We start from the raw sequence: 22,902 nt of genomic DNA, 5'->3' as shown, positions 1-22,902 counted from the left end.
GCCCAATAAGAAAAGCCGACTAACAACAGTTAATCGGCTTTTCTTATGATATATCAGTTGATATTTTGCAAAATTAGATGGCTCTCTCAACCTTACCGGAACGCAGGCAACGAGTGCAAACATTTACACGCTTAACCTCGCCCTCAACAAGAGCACGAACGCGCTGAATATTTGGCTTCCAAGAGCGTCTGGTCTTCAAATGGGAATGGCTCACATTGTTACCGGACAATTCACCCTTACCGCATACTTCACATAAATTTGCCATGTAGCACACCTCCTTAACATTTCATCGGCGCATAGTTGCATATATGTAAATCCCTAAATGTACATAGTCCTATACACACAACAAAGAGATTATATCATAACAGGTCTGTCAAATGCAACCCCTTGGCAGCAAATATTTTTGCTGTCCATAACGCCAAGAAATACCACACATGACAATATAATCCATTGCCAAACTATACTATCATTTTTCAAACTCAATTGCAAGAAGATTATCGAACCCCATCCGCCAGCTTCATCAGATGAACCAGCTCATCCTTTTCAAAATGATACTTCTCCCCGCAGAACTGACAGCACACCTCAGCCTGACCATCATCCACCAGGGCCTGCATATCAGCGTGAGACAGGCTCAACAGCACATCTTCAATGCGTTCCCGGTTGCATTTGCACCTGAATGCCAGCTCCGTGCTGCTCAAATAATCCATTTCAAATCCAGCCATCAGCTCGGCAATAATCCCCTTGGCACTGACCCCATCCGCAATCATACTGGACACTGGCCGCACCTTTTTCAGGGCTTCCTCCACCCGGGAAATAATTTCCTCATCGGCATCCGGCATCAGCTGAAGCATAAAGCCGCCAGCGGCTATAGCCTTGAAATCAGTGCCAACCAATACCCCCAGGCCCACACTGGATGCCGTCTGTTCTGAGGTGAACAGGTAATTGGTCAAATCCTCGGCTATTTCTCCGGAAACGATTTCGCAACTCCCCCGCATTGGTTCCCCCAATCCGGTAAATCTGGTCACCTGCACCATTCCCTCACCAACAGCCCCGCCTACATCCAGCTTGCCATCAGCCTTTAACGGCAGATCCACATGCGGATTGCCCACATAGCCTCTAACATAGCCATCCGGAGTAGCATCGGCGGTAATATAGCCCAAAGGGCCGTTTCCCTGAAAGCTGACGGTAATTGCCTCCTGATTTTTCAAGTTGGCCGCCAACAGCAGGGCTCCCGTCATGGTCCGGCCCAAAGCAGCTGCCGCTGTAGGCGAACAGTCATGGCGTTTTATGGCTTCGTTGACCAGCTCAGTAGTCACCGCTGCATATACCCTTATTCCCTTTGTAATTGCTTTTACTAAAATATCACTCATCTTTATCCTTATTTCTTTAATTCCTCTACCAATTCCTTGGCGGTAGCAATCCGATCAGCATAGACATCAATATCCGGCACATTCTTCAGGAATTCCTCAAAGGTTTCCCGAGCTTCCTCCTTGCGGCCCAACCGCTCCAGTACCAGGCCCTTCATAAACCGGGCTGCATAGAAGCTCTTGAACTTGGACAGAACAAACTCGTAGTCTGCCAAAGCCTTTTCATACTGCTTCAGCCGGCCATAAGCATTCCCCCGGACATAGTAAGCATCCAAATACTCACTGTCAATATCAATAATAGCCGTATAATCACCTATAGCGGCCTGATATTGCCCCAATCCGGCATAGCTGTTTCCCCGGTTGTAATAGGCTTCAATATGCTTTGGATTCACCTTCAAGCACTGACCATATACTTCAATAGCCTCCTGTGGTTGTTCACTTAAAGCATAAAGCTCTGCCTTATTAAAATACACATCAGCATAATCCGGTGCCAATTCAATCGCCTTGTCAAAATCCTTCAGCGCCAAGGCAAAATTGCCCTGAGCCGTATAGCACAGCCCCCGATTATTGTAGGCTTCCACATAATCCGGTTGCTTATCAATAGCAACCGTAAAATCGGCAATAGCTCCTTCATAATCCTCTTTCAGCTTCTTGAAACAGCCCCGTTCCCAATAATCATAGGCATTCTGCAAATTGGTGGCATTAGCTCCAATACCAATTTTTCCCTGTGGCTGTTCCGCCTGGTCTGTGACACTATCGGCATAGGCAGTACCTAGAGCCCCCCAGGCCAAGGCAAGAGCACAGGTGGCCATAGCCACGGACTTCTTCAAATTATTATTACTAAAAATCATTTTATATCCCCTCAAATTTTAATAATCAGATCCTGCCGGTTATTATCCAACAAGTCCTATCATTTATTTCGCGTTATTCTTAGAGCTGCTTCAAGAGATTGGCCATCTCAATGGCGGTCATAGCCCCATCGGAACCCTTGTTGCCAGCTTTGGTACCAGCCCGTTCAATCGCCTGCTCAATATTTTCAGTAGTAACCACGCTGAAGGTTACCGGTACACCGGTAGCCATGCTGGCCTGAGCAATCCCCTTGGCTGCCTCGTTGCACACATAGTCATAATGACTGGTGGAACCACGGATAACCACGCCCAAAGCAATAATAGCATCATATTTACCGCTTTCAGCCATCTTCTTGGACACCAATGGCAGCTCATAAGCCCCCGGTACCCAGGCCACGGTAATATCATCCTCAGATGCCCCATGACGATGCAGTGTATCCAGTGCGCCGCCCAACAGCTTGGATGTCATAAACTCGTTAAAACGGGACACTACAATACCGAACTTCATGCCCTGGGCATTTAACATTCCCTCAATAACCTTTATTTCTTTCATTTTGCTTACCTCCATATTATGCTAATACCATTTTGTATTCCTACAGGGAAACCTGTACGCCAGATTTCCTTGATGGAAACTCGCATGCGATTTTCCTTATTCGGCCAAAATGTGACCCATCTTGGTTTTCTTGACCTTCATATACTGCTTGTTGTACTCGTTGCTTGGCACCTCCAACGGTACCCGGGACACAATTTTCAGGCCATAGCCCTCCAGACCGGCCCGTTTGGCTGGATTATTGGTCATCAAGCGTATAGTGGTAAGGCCCATATCCGCCAAAATCTGTGCCCCGATGCCATAATCCCGCTCATCCGGAGCAAAGCCCAGCAAAACATTGGCCTCTACTGTGTCCTTGCCGCCATCCTGCAGCTCATAAGCCCGCATTTTATTGCCAAGACCAATACCACGGCCCTCCTGCCGCATATAGAGAACCATGCCCTCTCCCTCAGCCTCAATGCGCTTCAAGGCTACTGCCAGCTGTTCACCGCAGTCACACCGCAAGGAGCCCAGTGCATCACCGGTCAGACACTCGGAATGTACCCGCACCAGTACATCCTTTTTCCCCTTTATATCCCCCTTGACAATGGCCAGATGACACTTGCCATCCAGCTTGCTTTCATATGCATGGATACGGAAATGTCCATATTTGCTTGGCAAATCAGCCTCAGCAATTTTTTCAACAAAGCACTCCGTACGCTTTCTGTATTCAATAAGAGCTTTGACTGTAATCAGCTTTAAATTGTGTTCCTTGGAGAACTCTATGAGCCGTGGGGTGCGCATCATATGACCGTCATCATCCATAATCTCGCAGCAAAGTCCGGCTGGAGCCAATCCGGCCAATTTAGCCAGATCAGTGGTGGTTTCCGTATGACCAGCCCGACGAAGCACGCCACCCGGCACACTTCTCAGCGGGAAAACATGACCTGGCCGACGGAAGGTCTCCGGCTTGGACTCAGGATCAATAAGCCGCTTAACAGTCTCACACCGCTCATAGGCAGAAATACCTGTGGTAGTGGTTACCGCATCCACAGAAACAGTAAAGGCAGTTTCGTGATTATCAGTATTGTTGGAAACCATCTGGAAAATTTCCAGCCGGTCCAAATCCTCGGCTTCCATCGGGGTACAAATAAGTCCCTTGGCATAGGTAGCCATAAAATTAACATGCTCTGGCGTCAGCTTTTCGGCAGCCACAATCAGATCGCCTTCATTTTCCCGGTCCTCATCATCTACCACGACTACCATATTGCCCTTGCGTATTTCTTCAATCGCTTCTTCAACTGTTGCAAAATCTGCCATTATTTTCGCTCCTTAAATAAAGTTTCTTCAACTGCCAACTTCGTTGACATTATCTTAAAATCCATTGTTTTTCAGAAAATCCATGGTTATACGGCTGGCAGCCGTAGCTTGGACCTCCCGGGGGGCCAACAGCTTTTCCACATATTTTCCGATAATATCATTTTCAATATTTATTAGGGAACCAGCCCTTTTATGGGACAAATTCGTCACCTGTCTGGTATGGGGAATCAACGAAACGGTAAAATCCCCCTCAGTCACCTCAGCCACGGTCAGGCTAATGCCATCCAGTGCAACAGAGCCTTTTTCCACAATATATCTCAATATATCACCATCAGCTGAAATTTTCATGAGTACCGCATTTTTTTCTTCCCGAAGAGAAACGATCTTCCCTACTCCGTCAATATGGCCACTGACTATATGACCACCCAACCGGGTATTTAATGTGAGGGCCCGTTCCAAATTCACCGGGCTGCCCGTTTTCAGTTCAGACAACGAGGTACGCCGAATGGTTTCCGGCATAACATCCGCCTGAAAGCTGTTGCCGTCAAAGCTGGTCACCGTCAGGCATACCCCATTAACAGCAATACTGTCCCCCAGCTGGACATCCTGCAGAACTTTCCGGGCCTTTATGGCAAGACAGCCACCTCCCACGCTCTGTACGGAACCAACCTCTTCAATTATTCCAGTAAACATCCTATCACCTTATCTGGCCACCCGGGCCGTAATCAGCACATCACCGTTTATCAGCTCAGTTGTCACATCCGTCAGCTGCACGGCCTGGGACAGCTCGGCAAAGCCGGCCCCCTCCACTGGAGTCAGGGCATCCGCCCCACCGATCAGCTTTGGTGCGACAAAGGCATACACCTTATCCACCAAATCATCCTTTAACAAGGAAAAATTCAACTGACCGCCGCCTTCTACCAACACTGAGCAAATATTCAGCTCACCCAGCTTTTGCAGCAAAAGTCGTAAATCAACCTTGTTTTCCCCAGCCACAATAACCTTTACGCCGGCTTTTTCCAGGGCCTGCACCGTTTTATCACTGGCCCGTTGGGACACCGCCACAACAGTCTCCGCTTCATTATCAGTGACCAGCTTGGCATCCAGTGGCAGGCGCCCCTGACTGTCCACCACTATCCGCACCGGATTTTTGCCATTCCCCTCCGGCAACCGGGTGGTCAGACTTGGATTATCCTTTAGGGCAGTATTTATCCCCACCATTATTCCATCGTGGCAATCCCGAAGATAGTGAGTCCACAGCCGGGACTCTTCGTTGGTAATCCACTGGGATTGACCGGTAGCGGTAGCAATTTTGCCATCAAGGGACATAGCCGTCTTCAAGGCCACAAACGGCATCCCCTCCGTAATCCATTTCAAAAAAACCTCATTGAGCCGTTTGGCTTCATTTTCACAGACTCCGGTTTCAACCTCAATACCGGCATCCTGCAATAGCTTTATTCCCCGTCCGGCCACTTGTGGATTCGGATCCAGCATAGCCACAACCACCCGGGCTACACCCGCCTCCACCAAGGCCTTAGCACACGGACCAGTCCGACCGTAATGGGAGCACGGCTCCAGTGTCACATATACTGTGGCCCCTTTAGCCAAATCTCCTGCCATATTAAGAGCATGAATTTCCGCGTGAGGGGTCCCGGCCTTCCGGTGCCAGCCTTCTGCCACAATGCGGCCGTTTTTTACAATAACAGCCCCTACCAATGGATTTGGTGAGGTCCGGCCGACCGCATTACGGGCTACCCGCAGGGCTTCCCCCATAAAATACTCATCCTGCAATAATATCACTTCTTCCCAACATCTATCCAACACTCTGCCGGAAATAAAAAAGGGCGTTGAAGAAACTCCTCAACAGCCCAAAATGCACACAAAATAACTGTACACACAAGTCTTTTCTCATCCAGACTATACTGTCGGCCCTGGAGTCGCACCAGGTCATGCCCCGTAAGGCTCGCGGGCTATACCGCCGGTAAGGAATTGCACCCTGCCCCAAAGACTGTATCTGTATTTCCACCGAGTATTTTACCATATAGACGACATTCCCGCAACCTATAGGTATACCATCAGTGTTTATAACGCCATTGTTCAAATTTTTCTTCTTTAGAAGAAAAATCTTCCAATTAGCGTTTCAACGAGGTGGGAGATATGCTCACCACCTGTTGAAGTTTGTTTTCACCCCCACCTAAAGAGGAGGGGGACATCTTCACCTCGTTATAAGTTTTCTTTTACTGCCGTTTCATAGTTGCAGAATAAATATATTTATCCCAGTTATATCGCATTGATTCATCTTGTATAAGACTCAGGCTGCAATACTATCACCTCTTCCACCATCTGTCCAACACTCTGCCGTAAACAAAAAAAGGATGCCGTGAAACGAAATCGCTTCACAACATCCTTTAAAAATCTGATATTACAGGTTCTCCTTGGCAACCTCAACCATCTTTGCAAATGCATTTGCATCGTTTACAGCCAGATCAGCCAGCATCTTGCGGTTTACCTCAACACCAGCCTTGGTAAGACCGGCAATCAGACGGCTATAGGAAATACCATTAACCCGTGCTGCTGCATTGATACGGGCAATCCACAAACGACGGAAAACGCCCTTCTTCGCACGACGGTCACGACGAGCATAGTAGAGAGCCTTCATAACAGTCTCATTTGCCTTCTTAAACTGCTTGCTCTTGGAACCCTTATAGCCTTTTGCTAACTTCAAAATTTTATTATGACGCTTATGTGCTGTCACGCCGCTTTTAACTCTTGGCATGTTATTTTCCTCCTAAAATCTATTATAAATTCTCAATTAAGCATATGGTAAGCACTTGATAGCGCGCTTCTTGTCAGCAGCCAGCATCATGGTTGCCTTACGGAGATTACGCTTACGCTTTGGAGACTTCTTCTCCAGGATATGGCTCTTATAAGCCTTATTTCTCTTAATCTTGCCACTACCAGTTACAGTAAAGCGCTTTGCAGCTGCTCTACGAGTTTTCATTTTCTGCATTACTGTTTTCCTCCTTTAGTTTGAGCCTTAGGGGCTAAAATCATAATCATATTTCTACCTTCAAGCTTAGCATCCCGTTCAACGGTTACTGAATCCTTCAGCGCATCAGCAAATTTGGCAAGGATTTCCTTACCAATCTCCGGATGGGACATTTCACGACCACGGAACATAATAGTAACCTTGACCTTGTCACCATCAGCCAAGAAGCGCGTTGCATTCTTCAGCTTGACATCAAAATCATGCTGTTCAATGTTTGGACGAAGCTTTACTTCCTTGATGGAAATAACCTTCTGCTTCTTGCGGGCTTCTTTTTCCCGCTTCTGCTTTTCATATCTATACTTACCGTAATCCATGATACGGCACACAGGTGGTTTGGCCTTTGGTGCAATCTCGACTAAATCAAGATGCTGCTCCATAGCCATTTCCAGAGCGTCTTTAACCTGCATTACACCCAATGACTGGCCTTCAGCATCAGTCACGCGGATTTCTCCGCCACGAACCCGGATTTCTTCGTTGATTCTCTCAGTTTCCTTACTAATAAAAAACACCTCCTGCGCTTTATTTTGATAACAAAAATAAAGGGCGACACAATGCCACCCTTTACAAAAATAACTGTATCAAACCCATCTGACCTAATCAGCAGGTGAGAAGCGGTGGCTTCTGCTTTATTCACAAAAGGTATATTACCACACCCAAAGCCACCTGTCAACAATTTATTTTAAAAAATCAATATTCAGCTGATTTGCTCTCAATCTTCTCCTGAAGCATAGCGATGAACTCATCCACCGACATAGTACGGGTTTCCTTCTGGCCATGGCAACGAACATTAACCGTACCATCAGCCACCTCCTGATCACCAACAACCAGCAGATAAGGAATTTTCTTCACCTGACCCTCGCGCATCTTGTAGCCAACCTTCTCATTCCGGTCATCTACCTCTACCCGATAGCCCAAATCAAACATCTTCTTCTTCAGCTCAAAGGCATAATCCATATGACTGTCCGTAATCGGCAAAATCTTGACCTGCACTGGCGCCAACCAGGTTGGGAATGCTCCGGCATAATTCTCAATAAGAATACCGATAAACCGCTCGATAGAACCGTATACTACCCGGTGAATCATAACCGGACGATGCTTCTGGCCATCTTCTCCCACATAGGTCAAATCAAACTTCTCCGGCAGCTGCATATCCAGCTGAATGGTTCCACACTGCCAGGTCCGACCAATGGAATCCTTCAGATGGAAGTCGATTTTTGGACCATAGAACGCACCATCACCCTCGTTGACAATATAGTCCAGCCCGCGGTGATCAAGGGCGTTCTTTAGGCCATTGGTAGCCAGCTCCCACATTTCATCTGAACCCATGGAGTCCTCCGGACGGGTGGACAGCTCAGCATGATAAGTCAGGCCAAAGGTACTGTATACCTCATCAAAGAGGTCAATAACCTTCTGAATTTCCCCTTCGATCTGCTCAGGAGTCATAAAGATATGAGCATCATCCTGAGTGAAGTTACGCACCCGGAACAAACCATGAAGGGCACCGGACAGCTCATGACGATGTACCAGCCCCAGTTCACCGGCTCTCAGTGGCAAATCACGATAGCTGTGCTGCTGGGTCTTGTAAACAATCATGCCACCTGGGCAGTTCATTGGCTTTACAGCATAATCCTCACCATCAATCTCGGTGAAGTACATATTCTCTTTATAATGAGCCCAGTGACCAGACCGCTCCCACAGCTGGCGGTTCAAAATCATTGGCGTTTTTATTTCCTGATAACCATACCGGCGATGTACTTCCCGCCAGTAGTTAATCAGCTCATTGCGAATAACCATACCATTTGGATGGAAGAACGGGAAGCCGGGACCCTCCTCATGAATACTGAACAAATCCAATTCCTTGCCCAGCTTACGATGGTCACGCTTGGCTGCCTCTTCCAGCATATGCAGATATGCATCCAGCTCATCCTTCTTCTCAAAAGCCGTGCCATATACCCGCTGCAGCATCTTGTTTTCCACATTGCCACGCCAGTAAGCACCAGCTACACTCTGCAGCTTGATGGCCTTTACCTTGCCGGTGGAAATCACATGAGGACCGGCACACAAATCAGTGAATTCCCCCTGAGTATACAGGGAAATAGTAGCATCCTCCGGCAAATCATTGATAAGCTCTACCTTGTAGCTCTCCCCGGCTGCCTTGAACATATCCAGGGCCTCCTGCCGGCTTACTTCCTTGCGCTCCAGCTTCAGATTCTCCTTGACAATCTTGTTCATCTCTTTTTCGATGTCCTTCAAATCCTCATCAGTAAGGCGCTTTTCCATATCGATATCATAGTAAAAGCCGTTTTCAATAGCCGGTCCAATGGCCAACTGAACATTTTCCGACTTATACAGGCGTTTGATGGCCTGAGCCAGAATATGGGACCCGGTATGACGCAGGGCCCAACGGCCTTCTTCGTCCTCAAAGGTCAAAAACTTAATGCTGGCATCCTTATCCAGAATAGTGGTAATATCCTTGGTTTCCCCATCAATGCTGATGGCCAATACCTTTTTTGCCAAACTGTTGCTAATGGATTTAACCAGGTCAAGGGCACTGATTCCAGCCTCAACCTCACGAATTGCCCCATCAGGCATAGTCAATTTAATCATAATTTAGGCCTCCCTAACACATAATACAAAACAAAAAATACCTCTATCCCACATAGGGACGAGGTATATACTTCGCGGTTCCACCCTGTTTGCCGCACTTGCAATCAATATGCAGCCAACTCAAACGATGTTAACGGACTCAATCCGGTGACATTTGTATTCATGCCACAGCTCCAAAGTGGTGGCAGCAGACTCAACTATAGGGCTTTTCAGCAACTGCCCCTCTCTATAATAGCGAACTTCTCTGTCATGTCTTCTTCATAACCTGTACAATATCAAATTGCTCCCATATTGTACTAATATTATGCACTTCCTGTCAAGGAAAAGTTTAGCGGCTGGCCACCTGTATTTTATTGCTATCCTTCGCCTGTACCGGCACCTGCAGCCGTTTGCCTGCCTTCATATCCCGCTCGCTTTTAATATCATTTATTTCAATAATGGCCTCCACCAGTTCCTTGGCCTGCTCCGGATTTTCCGTATAGCGGCTGGCTATAGTTTCTACATCTTCGCCATATTTTACTACTACAGTATCAAAATCCGAACATCTCAGGTAGGAATTGTTAAGATTTAATGGTGAAACAACTGCCAAGCCGATAATAATAGCAATAATAATATTCTTCATAATAACAAGTCCCCCTTAAAAAGAAAATAAGTTCTTCAAACCTTTGTTTTGTTTATACTAACATAGAATTTATGTTCTGTCAATAAAAATGCAAACAAATTTTCGTTTTTAATGGTTGATTTTATTTTTCCTTTTTGATACAGTATTCCTATCATAAAAAAAGCGATTACAAAGGAGGTTATTATGGTAGTTCATGGCGCTGTTATCATTGAGCAAGGCGTAACCTTCGCCATCATATCGGTGAAACAGACTGTCACCCAATACACAGTCCGTATGACCAGATTTCGTCAGGCCATTGCCCCCTTCTTTCCCAATATGCCGATTATTCTTCTTTCCCAGGACAAAAATGGCACCCCTCACTATTACGGGCGAAAGGACATTGTAGAATTTTTAAAAACCGTTCCCTTGGAGCGTATACCATGGAAAACATATCATATTTATTAAAAAATATTGCCGGGCCATTTGCCCGGCAATCTTTTTTCTATTTATTCAATTTTCTATAGGTCGGTGAATCCTCCAAATTCATTTTGCCGGTACCGACTACCAAAGAACAAAGGCCATCTTCGCCAATGGTAACCAGACCCAATTCACTGAAAATCCTCAACCCCTGCTCCACTGCTTCAGCAGTGGCCGGTTTCCCGGCCAAACGCATACGGACGGACAGCCAGGCGGCATCATCATAAACATTTTTATCAGCGTCATTGCATTCTCGCAAAAAAAGGTACAGGCCCTTTAAAAAATCCCGTTCCACCTGGACCGGCACCTCATCTGACAGAGGCGTATCCAAGCTTTTCACAATACATTGCAGCTGTCTCAAATCATTCCACTCATTGATTTTGGCCTCATAAACCAAATCCAGCCGCTCAGAATCTATCCGCTTAAACTGGTCCCCCATGTGAAAGGCCATGGCCGTGACTGCTCGTCTGTTTTCATCCACCACACTAAACTGCAGGTGATTGTTTTCAGTTCCCTTCAAGGTTGCGTAGGCCCCCCGCGCATTGCGAAACCCAAACAACGGAGATTCATTTTTCATACCGCATGGCTGTACCAGTGCCAACTCTTCCGCCATTTCCATAGTAATATCCAGCGGAGATACCTCTGCATCCAGCTCATAAAACGGAATAAACTGTTCCGGTTCCATCTGGCGTTTAGCTTCTATTTCCAGCAGTTCTTTAAATTTTGGAACATTTTCCGGTCTGATGGTAAGGCCAGCCGCCATCTCGTGTCCACCAAACTGTTCCAAAACCTCCTGACAGTTCTCCAAAGCCTCATACAGGTTGAAGCCTGGAATACTACGACAGGAGCCCTTGCCCATCCCATCGCTTACTCCTATTACGATAGCTGGACGATAATAGGTGGTTTCAATACTGGATGCCACCAATCCCAAAACCCCCTGATGCCAGTTTTCTCCTACCACAACCAGCACCCTGGTATTATCTATATCCACTTTCTTCAGCTGTTCTTCCGCCTCCAGCTGCATATCCATCTTCAATTTCCGCCGTTCGTCGTTTATAGAATTCAGCTCAGCGGCCAACATAGCCGCCTTGGCCTCATCCTGACATGTCAGCAGCTCCACCCCCAAAGTAGCACTCTTCAAACGACCGGCTGCATTTATTCTTGGTGCCAGATAAAACCCCACACTGGTGGTATCAATGGTTTTACCGGTACATCCAGCCACATCACTGAGGGCCTTCAGCCCAACTATATTGGTATGCTCCATAGCCTTCATACCCTGACTGACAATCCGCCGATTTTCACCGGTCAGAGGTACCGCATCGGCCACCGTACCCAAAGCCACCAGTTCAAGCCCCCGATCGCCCAGAGGTTCATTTTTCAGTCCCTGCCACAAAACCTGACACAACTTAAAGGCAATGCCCACTCCCGCCAGCTCAGGACAAGGATATTGGGAATCGCTCCGATGGGCATCTACTACAGCCACTGCTTCCGGCAGCTCATCCCCCGGCAGATGATGGTCTGTCACCACAAAGTCCATTCGGCCTTGCATGGCCTTTATATCATCCACAGACTTTACACCACAGTCCACAGTGATGACCAAATCGGTCCCCTTATCGGCCAGCATTTCCAAGGCACTTAAATTCAGACCATACCCCTCGGTAAACCGGTCCGGGATATAGTAGTCCACATCAGCTCCCAGCTCCTGCAATGTAGTCAGCAGCAATGAGGTAGCTGTTATACCATCCGCATCATAATCCCCGTACACAACAATTTTTTCCTTGGCCGTAACCGCCCTGATAATCCGCGCCGCCGCCTTGTCCATATCCGGCAGCAGATACGGGTCAAAGTACCGGAACTTCTCCGGATGCAGGAACAGCTCCCCCTTTTCCTTAGTGTCTATGCCTCGATTCATCAGCACCCTGGCCAGCAGGCGTGATACCCCCAGCTCCTTGGCCAATTCATCGGTCTTTGCACCATAGTCTTGCTTCACTTTCCATTTTTTTAAATTACTCATCATTGTTCCACCGTCCACTGACGGCCCCTCTCAGTAAAATGAGACTTATTCAGTTGGAGCTTTTAACTCCAACTGGATGTAGTCGAATAAATCCTGAGCTTTATGGGAGCTTTGCTTCCACCTAAGAGGTGGGAGACTTAGCACCCGTTAGCACAGGGTAAAATGAGACTTATTCAGTTGGAGCTTTTAACTCCAACTGAATGTAGTCGAATAAATCCTATGCTTTATGGGTGCTTTACTTCCACCTAAGAGGTGGGAGTTTTAGCACCCGTTAGCACAGGGTTAATCAGTTTTATCTAATTTTATCACAAATCCTCCATAAATAAAAATGCTGTACCAGTCTCCTGATACAGCATTTACATCAACGATTTTCTTCTAAGCGCATAAGCACAAAACACAAATCAGACAACCGGTTTAAATACAGCCGATCACTGTCATATACCAGCTCATTTTCCGCCAAATCCAGTACACACCGCTCGGCCCGCCGGGTAACAGTCCGGGCCATATCAAGGCAGGCACCTCCCTGGCTTTCCCCAGGAATAATAAAACAATTCAAAGGCGGCAGCTTGGCTTCCACCTCATCAATAATATGTTCCAGTCGGGCCACATGGTCATCACTGATCATTGGTTCGGTATCCAGACTGGCCAAATCCGCCATAAGCAGGTTATTATTTTTTTGAAGCTCAAAAATAATATCTTTTACTTCATCATTTTGGCAAAATGCCCTGGCCATCCCCAAAGCAGATGAAATCTCATCCACTGTACCATAAGCCTTTACCCGATGGGAATTTTTCGGTACTCGCTGACCGGTGTACAAGCCGGTAGTGCCTTTATCCCCCGTTTTTGTGTACACACTCATAACTAAGCCTCTCAATCCTGTTATCAGTCAAAAATCTCCGTCGCGCTGAAATACAGGGAAATTTCCCGTGCCGCACTCTCCGGTGAGTCAGACGCATGTACCGCATTGCGGCTACCGCTGGCTGCATACAGTTTGCGGATAGTTCCCTCATCAGCATCAGCCGGATTAGTTTTACCGTTTATCTTGCGGACATTGGCAATGGCATCCTCACCAGCCAGTACCATGGCAATAATTGGCCCAGAGGTCATAAAGCCTACCAAATCCTCATAATATGGACGGCCAATATGCTCCACATAATGCTGGGACGCCAGCTTTTCATCCATCTGAAGCATCTTTACAGCCAAAACCTGCAGGCCCTTTTCCTCATAAATCTTGAAAATATCACCAATATGATGTGCCTTCATGGCATCCGGCTTAATGAGAACCAATGTCTTTTCCATTAAAATAAAACTCCTTTACAATTCCTTAGATTTTTCTTTATACAGCTTTGCCAAATCACTATGGGCGTCCGAGGACTCCTTCAGGGCCGCAATTTCATCATCATTCAACGGACGCACCAGCTTGGCTGGATTGCCATAAACCATGGAATTTGACGGAATTTTCTTGTACTGCTGAATAAAGGAATTAGCCCCAATAATGCAGTTTTCCCCGATTTCCGTGTAGCCCATTATTACCGAGCCCATGCCAATCAGACTGTTGTTTCCGATTTTTGTGCAATGAACCACGGCATTATGCCCCACAGTAACATTGTCACCAATAACCGTAGGAGCATCCCACATAGTGTGAATGGTAGCATTATCCTGAATATTGGTATGCTGGCCAATCTGTACCTTGTTGATATCCCCCCGGACAACCGCACCAAACCAGATACTGCTGTTATCACCTATTGTAACATCACCGGCCACTGCCGCCGTCGGAGCAATATACACATCATTGCCAATCTTCGGTTCCTTGCCATCCACTGATAAAATATTGCCCATCAAAAAACCTCCTCTCACTAAAACCCATAAATAATTTCTATTTAATTATAACGCAGTTGTTCAAATTTTTCCATTTTGATGGAAAAATCTACCTTATTGGCGTTTCGTCGAAGTTTAATGTTAACTCGACATAACGCAGTTGTTCAAATTTTTCCATTTCGATGGAAAAATCACCTTATTAGCGTTTCGTCGAAGCTCAAAGTTAACTCGACATAACGCAGTTGTTCAAATTTTTCCATTTCGATGGAAAAATCTACCTTATTGGCGTTTCGTCGAAGTACAAATTTAACTCGACATCGGGCGGGGACTAATTTAGCCGCTACCCCCTCAGTCATCTAAAGATGCCAGCTCCCCCAAGGGAGCCGAGGTGCCTTTCCTTACTCCTAATTAGATTTACGGATGAGGAACATCCCATGGCAGGACCCGCGTTATTAAGCCGAAAATGGTTTCTGCAGGGCTTGGCTGGAAAATGGGCTGCAGCTGGCCAATTTTGCCTGTTGAGTGTGGGCTGCTTGCGCGGGCTGATTGCCTGTCGCAATTAGGTTTCAGGGCGTTAAGAAACTATTTTATGCATACTTGACTCGTCAGAAAAAATCCATGTTTGAGCGAAGCGAGTTTGGATTTTTTTTGAAGATATATTGAAGGCAGAAAATAGTTTTAGCAATGAAACCGGGCGACAGGCAACTGCCCCCGCCCGATTAGCCGCTACTCCTTCTCCTTCATCCACTCCTTACATATCTGAATGCGTTTCTGCCGAAGCCATTCCCCTATCTGCTGTCCCTGCACATTATCCGGAGCCATATCACCATTCACACTCATAACTTTGTCCCGCAGCTCCTCATACCGTTCCAGATACACCGGCAATGTCCCATGATCTGCTGCAATAATTATGCAAAAATCCGCCGGCGAAATGTACCTTTGCATCTTTTCCAGCAACAAAACCAGCTCCATAACCTTTCCCGCTTTTTTCAGCAGCGGGGCCCGCATATGTTCCTCTATTACCAGCGCCGCACTTTTAATCCACAGCTTGGGAAATTTAGCCCGCTGATTCCATTGTTGCAGCACCTCCAGTCCCGTTATTTCATGGTCATAATGATGGGGCAGCATTTTTTCCGGTGTTACTCCTTTGCCAATATCATGGACCAGGCCACAAAACACCACCACCGGATTATTTGTCTGTGCCGCCACCCTATCCATTAAATTCATCGAATGCTCAAAAGCATCCCCCTCAGGATGAAACTCCACTGGCTGGGTCTTGCCCCGCAGAGCATAAATCTCCGGAAACAAATCCTTTAACAAATCCGCCTGCTGCAATACCCGAAAGAAAATAGACGGCTTTCGGCTGCTCAGTGCCTTTTTTAGCTCACCAAAAATGCGTTCAGCCGGTTCGGCCTGCAACTCAGTCCGGCATTTTCCCATAGCGGCTATCAACTCATCCGTCACCCAAAATTCCAACTGGGCAGCCTGCCGGGCCACCCGAAGAGCCCGCACCGGATCCTCAGAAAAATGCTCCGACACCGGGCGCAAGCGTTTCTGTTCAATATCTGTTTTACCGCCATATGGATCCACCAACTCCCCGGTGGCAAGATTCAGGGCAATACTGTTCACCGTGGTATCCCGGCGAAACAAATCCTCCTGGATAGACACATTCTCCGCCGAAACATCAAATCCCCGATACCCCTTGCCATTTTTCCGTTCGGTTCTGGCAAAGGCCACTTCACATTTTATCCCGTCAATTTCCACCAAAAAAACCGGAAAAGCATTACCTATCAGCTTGGCCTCAGGAAAAGCAGCATTAAAGCCTTCCTTGGACAGCCCCACCACCACATAATCCTTATCATTGGGGGCATTGCCCATCAGCTGGTCCCGGACCCATCCCCCCACAATATAGGCCGTCCCGCCGGCTTCGCGAACTCTGTTGGAAAATTCCTTCTCTGTCATATATAACACCCTGCTTTATCAAAAAAGGGCTGTAAAAACAGCCCTTTTCGTCTATCCTATCACTACGGCTCCTTCTCCGTCCACGGAAAGGACCTTGTATTCTGCTTTAACATTGTGAGCGGCAAACGCCTTTACCATAGCTTGCCCCACATTGTCCTCGCCATTGTCCGCAAAGGCAATCAGGCATGGTCCAGCCCCACTCAAAAACGCCCCCATGGCCCCATTATCCTTGGCCGCCTTGAACACATCCTGCATCCCCGGTATCAGCTTCGTCCGATATGGCTGATGCAGTCTGTCATCAAAAGCATTGTAGATAAACCGCTTGCTCCCCTTTAACAGGGCCGCTATCAACATAGCCGTACTACCAATATTAAAAATGGCATCACTGCGGTCCACCTTATCCGGCAGTACCTCCCGGGCCGCCTTGGTTGGCAGATAAAAATCCGGTATAGCCACCACCATTTTAAAATGTAACCGTGGCATAAACCGGAAGGTTTCCGGCCAGCCATTTTTTACTGTACTGATGGTCATCCCACCAAACAAAGCCGGGGCCACATTATCAGGATGGCCTTCCATATCCGTGGCTATTTTCAGCAAATCCTGTCCAGTCAAAGGTGCTCCCAGCGCCTCATTGGCCGCCACAATCCCGCCAACTATAGCCGTAGCACTGCTGCCCAGTCCCCGGGACAAAGGCACATCATTTTTCATAACGATTTTTGCGCCCTTAAACTCGTTATCGCATTCCAGACGCTTTAACACTCGCAATATGGACCGCCATACAATATTTCGGCCATCGGTGGGAATATCCCCGGCACCTTCACCGTATACCTCAATCTCCAGCCGTTCATCCCGATATAAAGTCAGCTCCAGCTCATTATAGCAGGAGCAAGCTATTCCCAATGTATCAAAGCCAGGGCCTAAATTAGCCGAAGTCCCCGGCACGCGTATTTTAACCGTTTTTGCCTCCACCAAAATCTCCCCCTGAATCATTCCTCTTCTACACGGATAATATTGCAGATTTTATATACCACAGAGAGAGTTCGTAGCAACTCGGCCGCCTTTTCCAGCTTTTTATGTTTCACCACATGGGTTACCGCCACAATCTCAGCGTGGCCCTGTACCATACGGGTCTGAATAACTGACTTCAGGCTCACATCGCTGTCGCCAAAGGCCGTAGCAATGGCCCCCAATACTCCCGGCTCATCATCCACCCACAGACGGATATAATAAGACGACTCCGTCTCCTCCAACGGGCAAATTCTCCGGTCATTATAGCAGGTGCAGCCAGTAACCGGCGTGTTGCCAATGACCATATTCCGGGCCACTGCAATGATATCAGCCACCACGGCTGAAGCCGTCGGCAAAGAGCCAGCCCCCCGACCATAAAACATGGCATCACCAATGGCATTCCCCCGGAGGAAAATAGCATTAAAAACATCCTTTACCGTGGACAATGGATGACTGGATGGCAAAAATACCGGATGAACCCGGACATTAACCCCATCTTCACCATAATCCTTAGCCACCGCCAAAAGCTTTATAACATAGCCCAACTCCTTGGCATAGGCAATATCTGCCGCCTTGATTTTAGTGATGCCTTCCACATGAACATCATCCAGTTTTATGCGGGTGTTAAAGGCAATTGAACCCAAAATAGCTGCCTTGCGGGCTGCATCCAGGCCTTCCACATCAGCTGCCGGATTGGCTTCGGCATACCCTCTGGCCTGGGCTTCCTGCAGAACCTCATCGTAATCACAGCCATCTGCTGTCATTTTCGTCAGCATATAATTGGTAGTTCCATTAACAATCCCCATTATCAGGCTTATCTTATTGGCGGTGAGGCACTGTTTTAGTGGCGTAATAATTGGAATCCCGCCACCCACACTGGCTTCAAACTTAAATTCCACATTATGCTTTTCCGCCGTGGAAAACAGCCGCTCACCGAACTGAGCTACCGCATCCTTGTTGGCGGTAATAATATGCTTGCCAGCCTCCATGGCTTTCAGCATATAATCCAACGAGGGGTGAATTCCCCCCATCAGCTCCACCACAATGCTGATTTCCGGATCATTGATAATATCCTCCACATTGTCAGTGAGCTTTATCCCGTCCATATTAGCCCGCTTTTTAGTCAAATCCCGGACCAGAACCGTTTTTACGGAAATATCCCGTCCAATTCGCCGGGCAATATCCTCGCCGTTTTCCTTGATTACCTGCAGTACCCCGGAGCCTACTGTACCAGAGCCTAATATACCAATAACAATTTTATTGCTCATAAAAGCCCATTACTCCCTTCAGGCCTGCGCCTGTCCAAGAACCTCCAGCCGTTTTACGCCGTCCACCATCCGCAGTTTGTCCAGCAATGCCTCCAAATCTACAGACAGATTCATGGTCTCGATGGAAATCGTGGCATTGGCCACCCCCTGCAACGGAATTCCCTGATTGATGGTCAGAACGCTGCCGGAATCACCGGAAATGGTGTTCAGCACGCTGGAAAGAACGCCTTTCTTGTGCTCCAGCAGGAAGGTCAATGTAACAATCTTGTTTTTGCTGGCCTCGTAAAACGGGAATACATAGTCCTTATACTTGTAATAAGCACTGCGGCTCAGTTCCATTTTTTCCACTGCTTCATTGATGGTACGGGCATCCCCCCGCTTCAGCATTTCTTTTACCCGGATAGTCTTCTTGATGGCTTCCGGCAAAATTTCTTCACGAACAAGGAAAAAACCACTTTTTTCTTTTGTTGTCATTTTATAACCTCCGTACACTATAAGTGGATATTTTTCTGCATACAAGAGATATTATAGCACTGCATATACATAGTTGACAATAGCATTTATATAAAATGCTAACTATTTATTCACTGCTGACAACCATTTTTACTTTTTGTCCACCAAGGCAACACATTATCTGGCCGATTTAATCTTGTTTTCCCGACCGTGCAGCAGCCGGTCAATATTGGCCTTGTGCCGGTATATAATAAACACTGCTGCCAGCACACCGAAAACAAAATACTCCATTGGCATAGAAAAAATATAGGCCAGCACCGGTACCAAAGCGGCTCCGATAATGGACCCCAGGGACACATACTGAGTGACAAACACAACGGCCAACCACACTAAAAAGACGATAAAGGCCACCTTTGGCATCAGCATCATCAGCACTCCCAAACCGGTGGACACACTCTTGCCCCCCTTAAAGCCCAGGAAAATCGACCAAGAATGACCGATAACTGCCAAAATACCACACAACACGCCGGCCAGTGGTGACCCGGCGTAGAAAATTCCCAGCCCGGCCCCAATAACGCCCTTCACCATATCTAACAAAAAAATACTAACACCGGCCTTTTTGCCGATAATCCGCCAGGCGTTGGTAGCACCGATATTGTTGCTGCCATGCTTGCGCAAATCCACTCCCCAGATTGCCTTGCCCAAAATAAGGCCATTGGGAATTGAACCAATCAAATAACTTGCCACACAGGCAATAAGGAGCTCCATCATCATATATCCTCCTCTTCCTTACGGCCGCGGACAATAAGCTTCAGCGGTGTTCCCTCAAAGCCAAAGCTCTCCCGCAGGCGATTCTCGATAAACCGCAAATAAGAAAAATGCATCAACTCTGGATCATTAACAAATATAACGAACTTCGGCGGCTGAATATCCGCCTGGGTCATAAAATAAATCTTCAGCTGCTTGCCCCGATGGGACGGTGGTGGATTTACCGACACGGCATCCCGTATGAGTTCGTTCAGCACACTGGTCTGAATCCGCATGGACTGCTGGTCAGCCACATACTTTACCAACTCAGTGATACGGCCAATTCGCTGATGGGTCAAGGCCGAAGTATACAACACCGGAGCATACTGTAAAAAGCCCAGCTCATCCCGCAAATCCTCGGTAAAACGCAAAGTAGACTTATCATCCTTGTCCGGGAAAATGTCCCACTTGTTTACGATGATAACCACGCCTTTGCCAGACTCATGGGCATAGCCGGCAATCTTCTTGTCCTGTTCGGTAATTCCCTCAAAGGCATCAATCACCATCAGCACCACATCAGCCCGGTCAACGGCCCGTAGTGACCGCATAACACTGTATCGCTCTACTGCCTCCTCAATCTTTCCCTTTCGGCGCATCCCGGCAGTATCAATCAGCATAAACTTAATATTGTCCGCCACAAAGTGGGTATCAATGGCATCCCGGGTGGTGCCAGCCACATCGCTGACAATTACCCGTTCCTCACCAATCAGGGCGTTTACAATAGATGACTTGCCCACATTCGGCCGACCGATAACAGCAATGCTGATTTCATCTGTTTCCTTTTCTTCGCCGGTTTTATCCGGAAAAGCAGCCACAATAGCATCCAGCAAATCTCCCAGCCCCAGAGCATTGGAAGCTGAAATCCCCATTGGTTCACCCAAGCCCAGATTGTAAAACTCATAGGTATTGGCCTCCAGCTGCTGGCTGTCCACCTTGTTTACAGCCAAAATCACCGGTTTCTTGGCGGAACGGAGCAAATGTCCCACTTCCTCATCAGCGGAAGTAAGCCCTACCCGGCCATCCACCACAAACACAATAACATCAGCCTCATCCATGGCCAACTGAGCCTGATACCGCATGGAGCGCAATATCTGGTCGCTCTCATCAAATTCAATACCCCCGGTGTCAATCATGGTAAAGGTGTGGTTCAGCCACTCCGCATCCATATATATACGGTCTCGGGTCACACCTGGCATATCATCCACAATGGACACCCGCCGTTTGCCAATCTGGTTAAACAAAGTGGATTTTCCCACATTCGGGCGCCCCACTATAGCAACTATAGGCTTACTCATTCTTATAGCCTCCTTTTTTCGTATAGGCGGCGTTGCTCTGCCACATATAGACAGCTTCCTCGCCACTTACTCCCTGATAACCGGAAAAATCCGTCAAAGCCCGGAAATAATCTCCGCCACCGCTAACGGTTTCCACCCGGCCATCAAACCAGCCGGAAAACTCCTCCAGGGTCACATCATCCAAAAAAATATTATCTCCCACCCGAAGACAGGACTCCGGGATTAAAATTCCATCAAAATTATCTGATAATGTATTTACGGTTTCTTCCAGGGTTGTCCGCATGTCATGTGCTGTCAGCAACCCCGATACATTTACCGTTGTGCCAAAATGCCGGTTCGGCACCGGCACCACCGTTACTTTCAAATTATTTAAGCTAAGCTGGCCTGCCAATTGCTCAAACATAGGCGCCACTGCCGTACCGGTCACCACCGCCAGATGCATATCTTGGTCATAACCAGTCAATGCTGTCTCACCGGCCTTCTCCTTGGCTGCCGCAAATTCTTCCATAAAATTTCTGGCCAAACCAATGCCATTATCCAGCTGAGGGAACCCATCATAATTTTCCGCAGGTGGCACTTCTTTTCCTGCCAAAAAATAAAATTCGTCACCTAAATATATAAAAGTTCGTCCCGTGGCTTTTCTTTCCTGCTGCTGGAAAACCTCCACCTGCTCAATGACCCGGGCTGCACTTTCCCGGTCAAACCCTTGCAATGGATATTGATCCTGACGAAACTTAGTCAGTCCCACCGGCACAATAGCCATAGACAAAGCGTGGGGCTTTCTGGCCAAAATATCCCGTATGGACCGGTCAAGCTCTGCTCCATCATTCAAATCCCGGCACAGCACAATCTGGGTATGATATTCCACATCCGCTTTGGCCAACCGGTCCAATTGCATCGCCAGATTACCGGCCGTCTTGCACCGCAGCATCTGACATCTAAGCTCCGGATTGGTACATTGCACCGAAACAAACAACGGTGACAAATGATATTGCTCAATCCGCTTGAAATCATTTTCTCCCATATTGGTCATGGTGATGAAATTACCGTACAAAAATGACATACGATAGTCATCATCCTTTATATTCAGGCTTTCCCGCATGTCCGGAGCCACCTGATCCACGAAACAGAAATAGCAGTTGTTGGCACAGCGGCGTATGCCGTCAAACACCGCTGACTCAAACTCCACCCCCAGCTCCTCGTCGTAGTCCTTGTCAAACTCCAACAGCTCCTGCTCACCGTCTTCATGCTCAATCAGAAGTTCAATTTCTTCATCTGCGAAGGCAAAGCTAAGGTCAATAATATCCCGGAGCTTCATGCCATTCACTTCTACAATTTTATCTCCCGGAACCAGCTCCAGCTCTTCCGCCAGACTACCGGCTTCCACGGACAATATTTTCCCGTAGCCCATATTACCTCCTGTTAAAGTGTAAATAGGGAGTGATGAAAACATCACTCCCCTGATAATCACATATGCAG

Annotated in this window: 25 protein-coding genes, 1 riboswitch and 1 other annotated feature; of the genes, 2 read left to right on the top strand and 23 right to left on the bottom strand. The window is 47.5% G+C overall.

Annotation, left to right across the window (positions count from 1 at the left end; all coding sequences use genetic code 11):
- Nucleotides 1–73 precede the first annotated feature (73 nt).
- The 12 genes from rpmB to QZV24_RS00655 all read right to left on the bottom strand — a co-directional run bounded on the left by rpmB (nucleotide 74) and on the right by QZV24_RS00655 (nucleotide 10,342).
- Entirely contained in the window at nucleotides 74–265 is a 192-nt protein-coding gene (gene rpmB / locus QZV24_RS00710; protein ID WP_290655138.1) for a 50S ribosomal protein L28, read from the bottom strand.
- A gap of 229 nt (nucleotides 266–494) precedes the next feature.
- Nucleotides 495–1,370, bottom strand: a complete 876-nt coding sequence (hslO, locus tag QZV24_RS00705; RefSeq protein WP_294518693.1) for an Hsp33 family molecular chaperone HslO — start codon at nucleotides 1,368–1,370, stop codon at nucleotides 495–497.
- Nucleotides 1,371–1,378: 8 nt separating this feature from the next.
- Nucleotides 1,379–2,218, bottom strand: a complete 840-nt coding sequence (locus QZV24_RS00700; RefSeq protein WP_294518690.1) for a tetratricopeptide repeat protein — start codon at nucleotides 2,216–2,218, stop codon at nucleotides 1,379–1,381.
- A 79-nt stretch (nucleotides 2,219–2,297) separates the two neighbouring features.
- A complete protein-coding gene (gene ribE / locus QZV24_RS00695; RefSeq protein ID WP_290655132.1) occupies nucleotides 2,298–2,768 on the bottom strand; it encodes a 6,7-dimethyl-8-ribityllumazine synthase in 471 nt (156 codons plus the stop codon).
- Between the two features lie 96 nt (nucleotides 2,769–2,864).
- Nucleotides 2,865–4,064, bottom strand: a complete 1,200-nt coding sequence (locus QZV24_RS00690; RefSeq protein WP_290655130.1) for a bifunctional 3,4-dihydroxy-2-butanone-4-phosphate synthase/GTP cyclohydrolase II — start codon at nucleotides 4,062–4,064, stop codon at nucleotides 2,865–2,867.
- Nucleotides 4,065–4,118: 54 nt separating this feature from the next.
- Nucleotides 4,119–4,757, bottom strand: a complete 639-nt coding sequence (locus tag QZV24_RS00685) for a riboflavin synthase (protein WP_294518685.1) — start codon at nucleotides 4,755–4,757, stop codon at nucleotides 4,119–4,121.
- Nucleotides 4,758–4,766: 9 nt separating this feature from the next.
- Nucleotides 4,767–5,855, bottom strand: a complete 1,089-nt coding sequence (gene ribD / locus QZV24_RS00680; protein WP_294518683.1) for a bifunctional diaminohydroxyphosphoribosylaminopyrimidine deaminase/5-amino-6-(5-phosphoribosylamino)uracil reductase RibD — start codon at nucleotides 5,853–5,855, stop codon at nucleotides 4,767–4,769.
- Between the two features lie 105 nt (nucleotides 5,856–5,960).
- Nucleotides 5,961–6,077: riboswitch (FMN riboswitch) on the bottom strand.
- Between the two features lie 409 nt (nucleotides 6,078–6,486).
- Nucleotides 6,487–6,840, bottom strand: a complete 354-nt coding sequence (gene rplT / locus QZV24_RS00675; protein ID WP_294518680.1) for a 50S ribosomal protein L20 — start codon at nucleotides 6,838–6,840, stop codon at nucleotides 6,487–6,489.
- Between the two features lie 36 nt (nucleotides 6,841–6,876).
- Complete coding sequence (gene rpmI, locus QZV24_RS00670) at nucleotides 6,877–7,074, bottom strand: 50S ribosomal protein L35 (protein ID WP_290655125.1); 198 nt, start codon at nucleotides 7,072–7,074, stop codon at nucleotides 6,877–6,879.
- Entirely contained in the window at nucleotides 7,074–7,622 is a 549-nt protein-coding gene (gene infC / locus QZV24_RS00665; protein ID WP_294518676.1) for a translation initiation factor IF-3, read from the bottom strand. The genes rpmI and infC overlap by 1 nt, the downstream gene beginning before the upstream one ends.
- A 20-nt stretch (nucleotides 7,623–7,642) precedes the next feature.
- Nucleotides 7,643–7,746, bottom strand: a sequence feature (ribosomal protein L20 leader region).
- A 54-nt stretch (nucleotides 7,747–7,800) separates the two neighbouring features.
- Nucleotides 7,801–9,720: a threonine--tRNA ligase gene (gene thrS, locus QZV24_RS00660; protein WP_290655121.1), complete on the bottom strand. Its 1,920-nt coding sequence runs from the start codon at nucleotides 9,718–9,720 to the stop codon at nucleotides 7,801–7,803.
- Nucleotides 9,721–10,048: 328 nt separating this feature from the next.
- Nucleotides 10,049–10,342, bottom strand: a complete 294-nt coding sequence (locus QZV24_RS00655; RefSeq protein ID WP_294518673.1) for a LysM peptidoglycan-binding domain-containing protein — start codon at nucleotides 10,340–10,342, stop codon at nucleotides 10,049–10,051.
- 183 nt (nucleotides 10,343–10,525) lie between these two features.
- Between QZV24_RS00655 and QZV24_RS00650 the strand changes: the two genes are divergently transcribed.
- Complete coding sequence (locus QZV24_RS00650; RefSeq protein WP_294518670.1) at nucleotides 10,526–10,786, top strand: hypothetical protein; 261 nt, start codon at nucleotides 10,526–10,528, stop codon at nucleotides 10,784–10,786.
- A 37-nt stretch (nucleotides 10,787–10,823) separates the two neighbouring features.
- Here QZV24_RS00650 and recJ read toward each other — a convergent pair whose 3' ends face one another.
- From recJ to QZV24_RS00630, 4 genes are all read right to left on the bottom strand, one after another.
- Nucleotides 10,824–12,812 carry a single-stranded-DNA-specific exonuclease RecJ gene (gene recJ / locus QZV24_RS00645; protein ID WP_294518667.1) on the bottom strand — a complete coding sequence of 663 codons (1,989 nt, stop codon included), beginning with the start codon at nucleotides 12,810–12,812 and terminating at the stop codon, nucleotides 10,824–10,826.
- 361 nt (nucleotides 12,813–13,173) lie between these two features.
- Entirely contained in the window at nucleotides 13,174–13,671 is a 498-nt protein-coding gene (locus QZV24_RS00640; protein WP_294518664.1) for a cob(I)yrinic acid a,c-diamide adenosyltransferase, read from the bottom strand.
- 23 nt (nucleotides 13,672–13,694) lie between these two features.
- Nucleotides 13,695–14,111 (bottom strand): nucleoside-diphosphate kinase, encoded by a 417-nt coding sequence (gene ndk, locus QZV24_RS00635; RefSeq protein WP_294518661.1) that lies wholly within the window; start codon nucleotides 14,109–14,111, stop codon nucleotides 13,695–13,697.
- Nucleotides 14,112–14,126: 15 nt separating this feature from the next.
- The gene (locus tag QZV24_RS00630) at nucleotides 14,127–14,651 is read right to left on the bottom strand and encodes a gamma carbonic anhydrase family protein (RefSeq protein ID WP_290655109.1); all 525 of its coding nucleotides are present in this window, start codon (nucleotides 14,649–14,651) and stop codon (nucleotides 14,127–14,129) included.
- Nucleotides 14,652–15,064: 413 nt separating this feature from the next.
- Here QZV24_RS00630 and QZV24_RS00625 point away from each other — a divergent pair, with 413 nt between their 5' ends.
- The gene (locus tag QZV24_RS00625) at nucleotides 15,065–15,193 is read left to right on the top strand and encodes a hypothetical protein (protein ID WP_294518658.1); all 129 of its coding nucleotides are present in this window, start codon (nucleotides 15,065–15,067) and stop codon (nucleotides 15,191–15,193) included.
- Between the two features lie 163 nt (nucleotides 15,194–15,356).
- Here the strand turns inward: QZV24_RS00625 and QZV24_RS00620 are convergent, their stop codons facing one another.
- From QZV24_RS00620 to QZV24_RS00590, 7 genes are all read right to left on the bottom strand, one after another.
- Nucleotides 15,357–16,592 (bottom strand): HD domain-containing protein, encoded by a 1,236-nt coding sequence (locus tag QZV24_RS00620; RefSeq protein ID WP_294518655.1) that lies wholly within the window; start codon nucleotides 16,590–16,592, stop codon nucleotides 15,357–15,359.
- A gap of 51 nt (nucleotides 16,593–16,643) precedes the next feature.
- Nucleotides 16,644–17,561 (bottom strand): homoserine kinase, encoded by a 918-nt coding sequence (gene thrB, locus QZV24_RS00615; RefSeq protein ID WP_294518652.1) that lies wholly within the window; start codon nucleotides 17,559–17,561, stop codon nucleotides 16,644–16,646.
- A gap of 17 nt (nucleotides 17,562–17,578) precedes the next feature.
- A complete protein-coding gene (locus QZV24_RS00610; protein ID WP_294518649.1) occupies nucleotides 17,579–18,868 on the bottom strand; it encodes a homoserine dehydrogenase in 1,290 nt (429 codons plus the stop codon).
- Between the two features lie 18 nt (nucleotides 18,869–18,886).
- A complete protein-coding gene (locus QZV24_RS00605) occupies nucleotides 18,887–19,342 on the bottom strand; it encodes an ACT domain-containing protein (protein WP_290655102.1) in 456 nt (151 codons plus the stop codon).
- Nucleotides 19,343–19,498: 156 nt separating this feature from the next.
- Nucleotides 19,499–20,092, bottom strand: coding sequence for a glycerol-3-phosphate 1-O-acyltransferase PlsY (gene plsY, locus QZV24_RS00600; protein ID WP_294518803.1), 594 nt, complete (start codon nucleotides 20,090–20,092; stop codon nucleotides 19,499–19,501).
- Entirely contained in the window at nucleotides 20,092–21,423 is a 1,332-nt protein-coding gene (der, locus tag QZV24_RS00595) for a ribosome biogenesis GTPase Der (RefSeq protein WP_294518645.1), read from the bottom strand. The genes plsY and der overlap by 1 nt, the downstream gene beginning before the upstream one ends.
- Nucleotides 21,416–22,834 carry a DUF512 domain-containing protein gene (locus QZV24_RS00590; protein WP_294518642.1) on the bottom strand — a complete coding sequence of 473 codons (1,419 nt, stop codon included), beginning with the start codon at nucleotides 22,832–22,834 and terminating at the stop codon, nucleotides 21,416–21,418. The genes der and QZV24_RS00590 overlap by 8 nt, the downstream gene beginning before the upstream one ends.
- Nucleotides 22,835–22,902 lie beyond the last annotated feature (68 nt).

Origin of the sequence: uncultured Anaerovibrio sp., from assembly GCA_902786545.1 — a bacterium.
GTDB lineage: Bacteria > Bacillota > Negativicutes > Selenomonadales > Selenomonadaceae > Anaerovibrio.
Note: the sequence above shows the minus strand (reverse complement) of the source record. Positions and strands in the feature narration are given on the sequence as shown.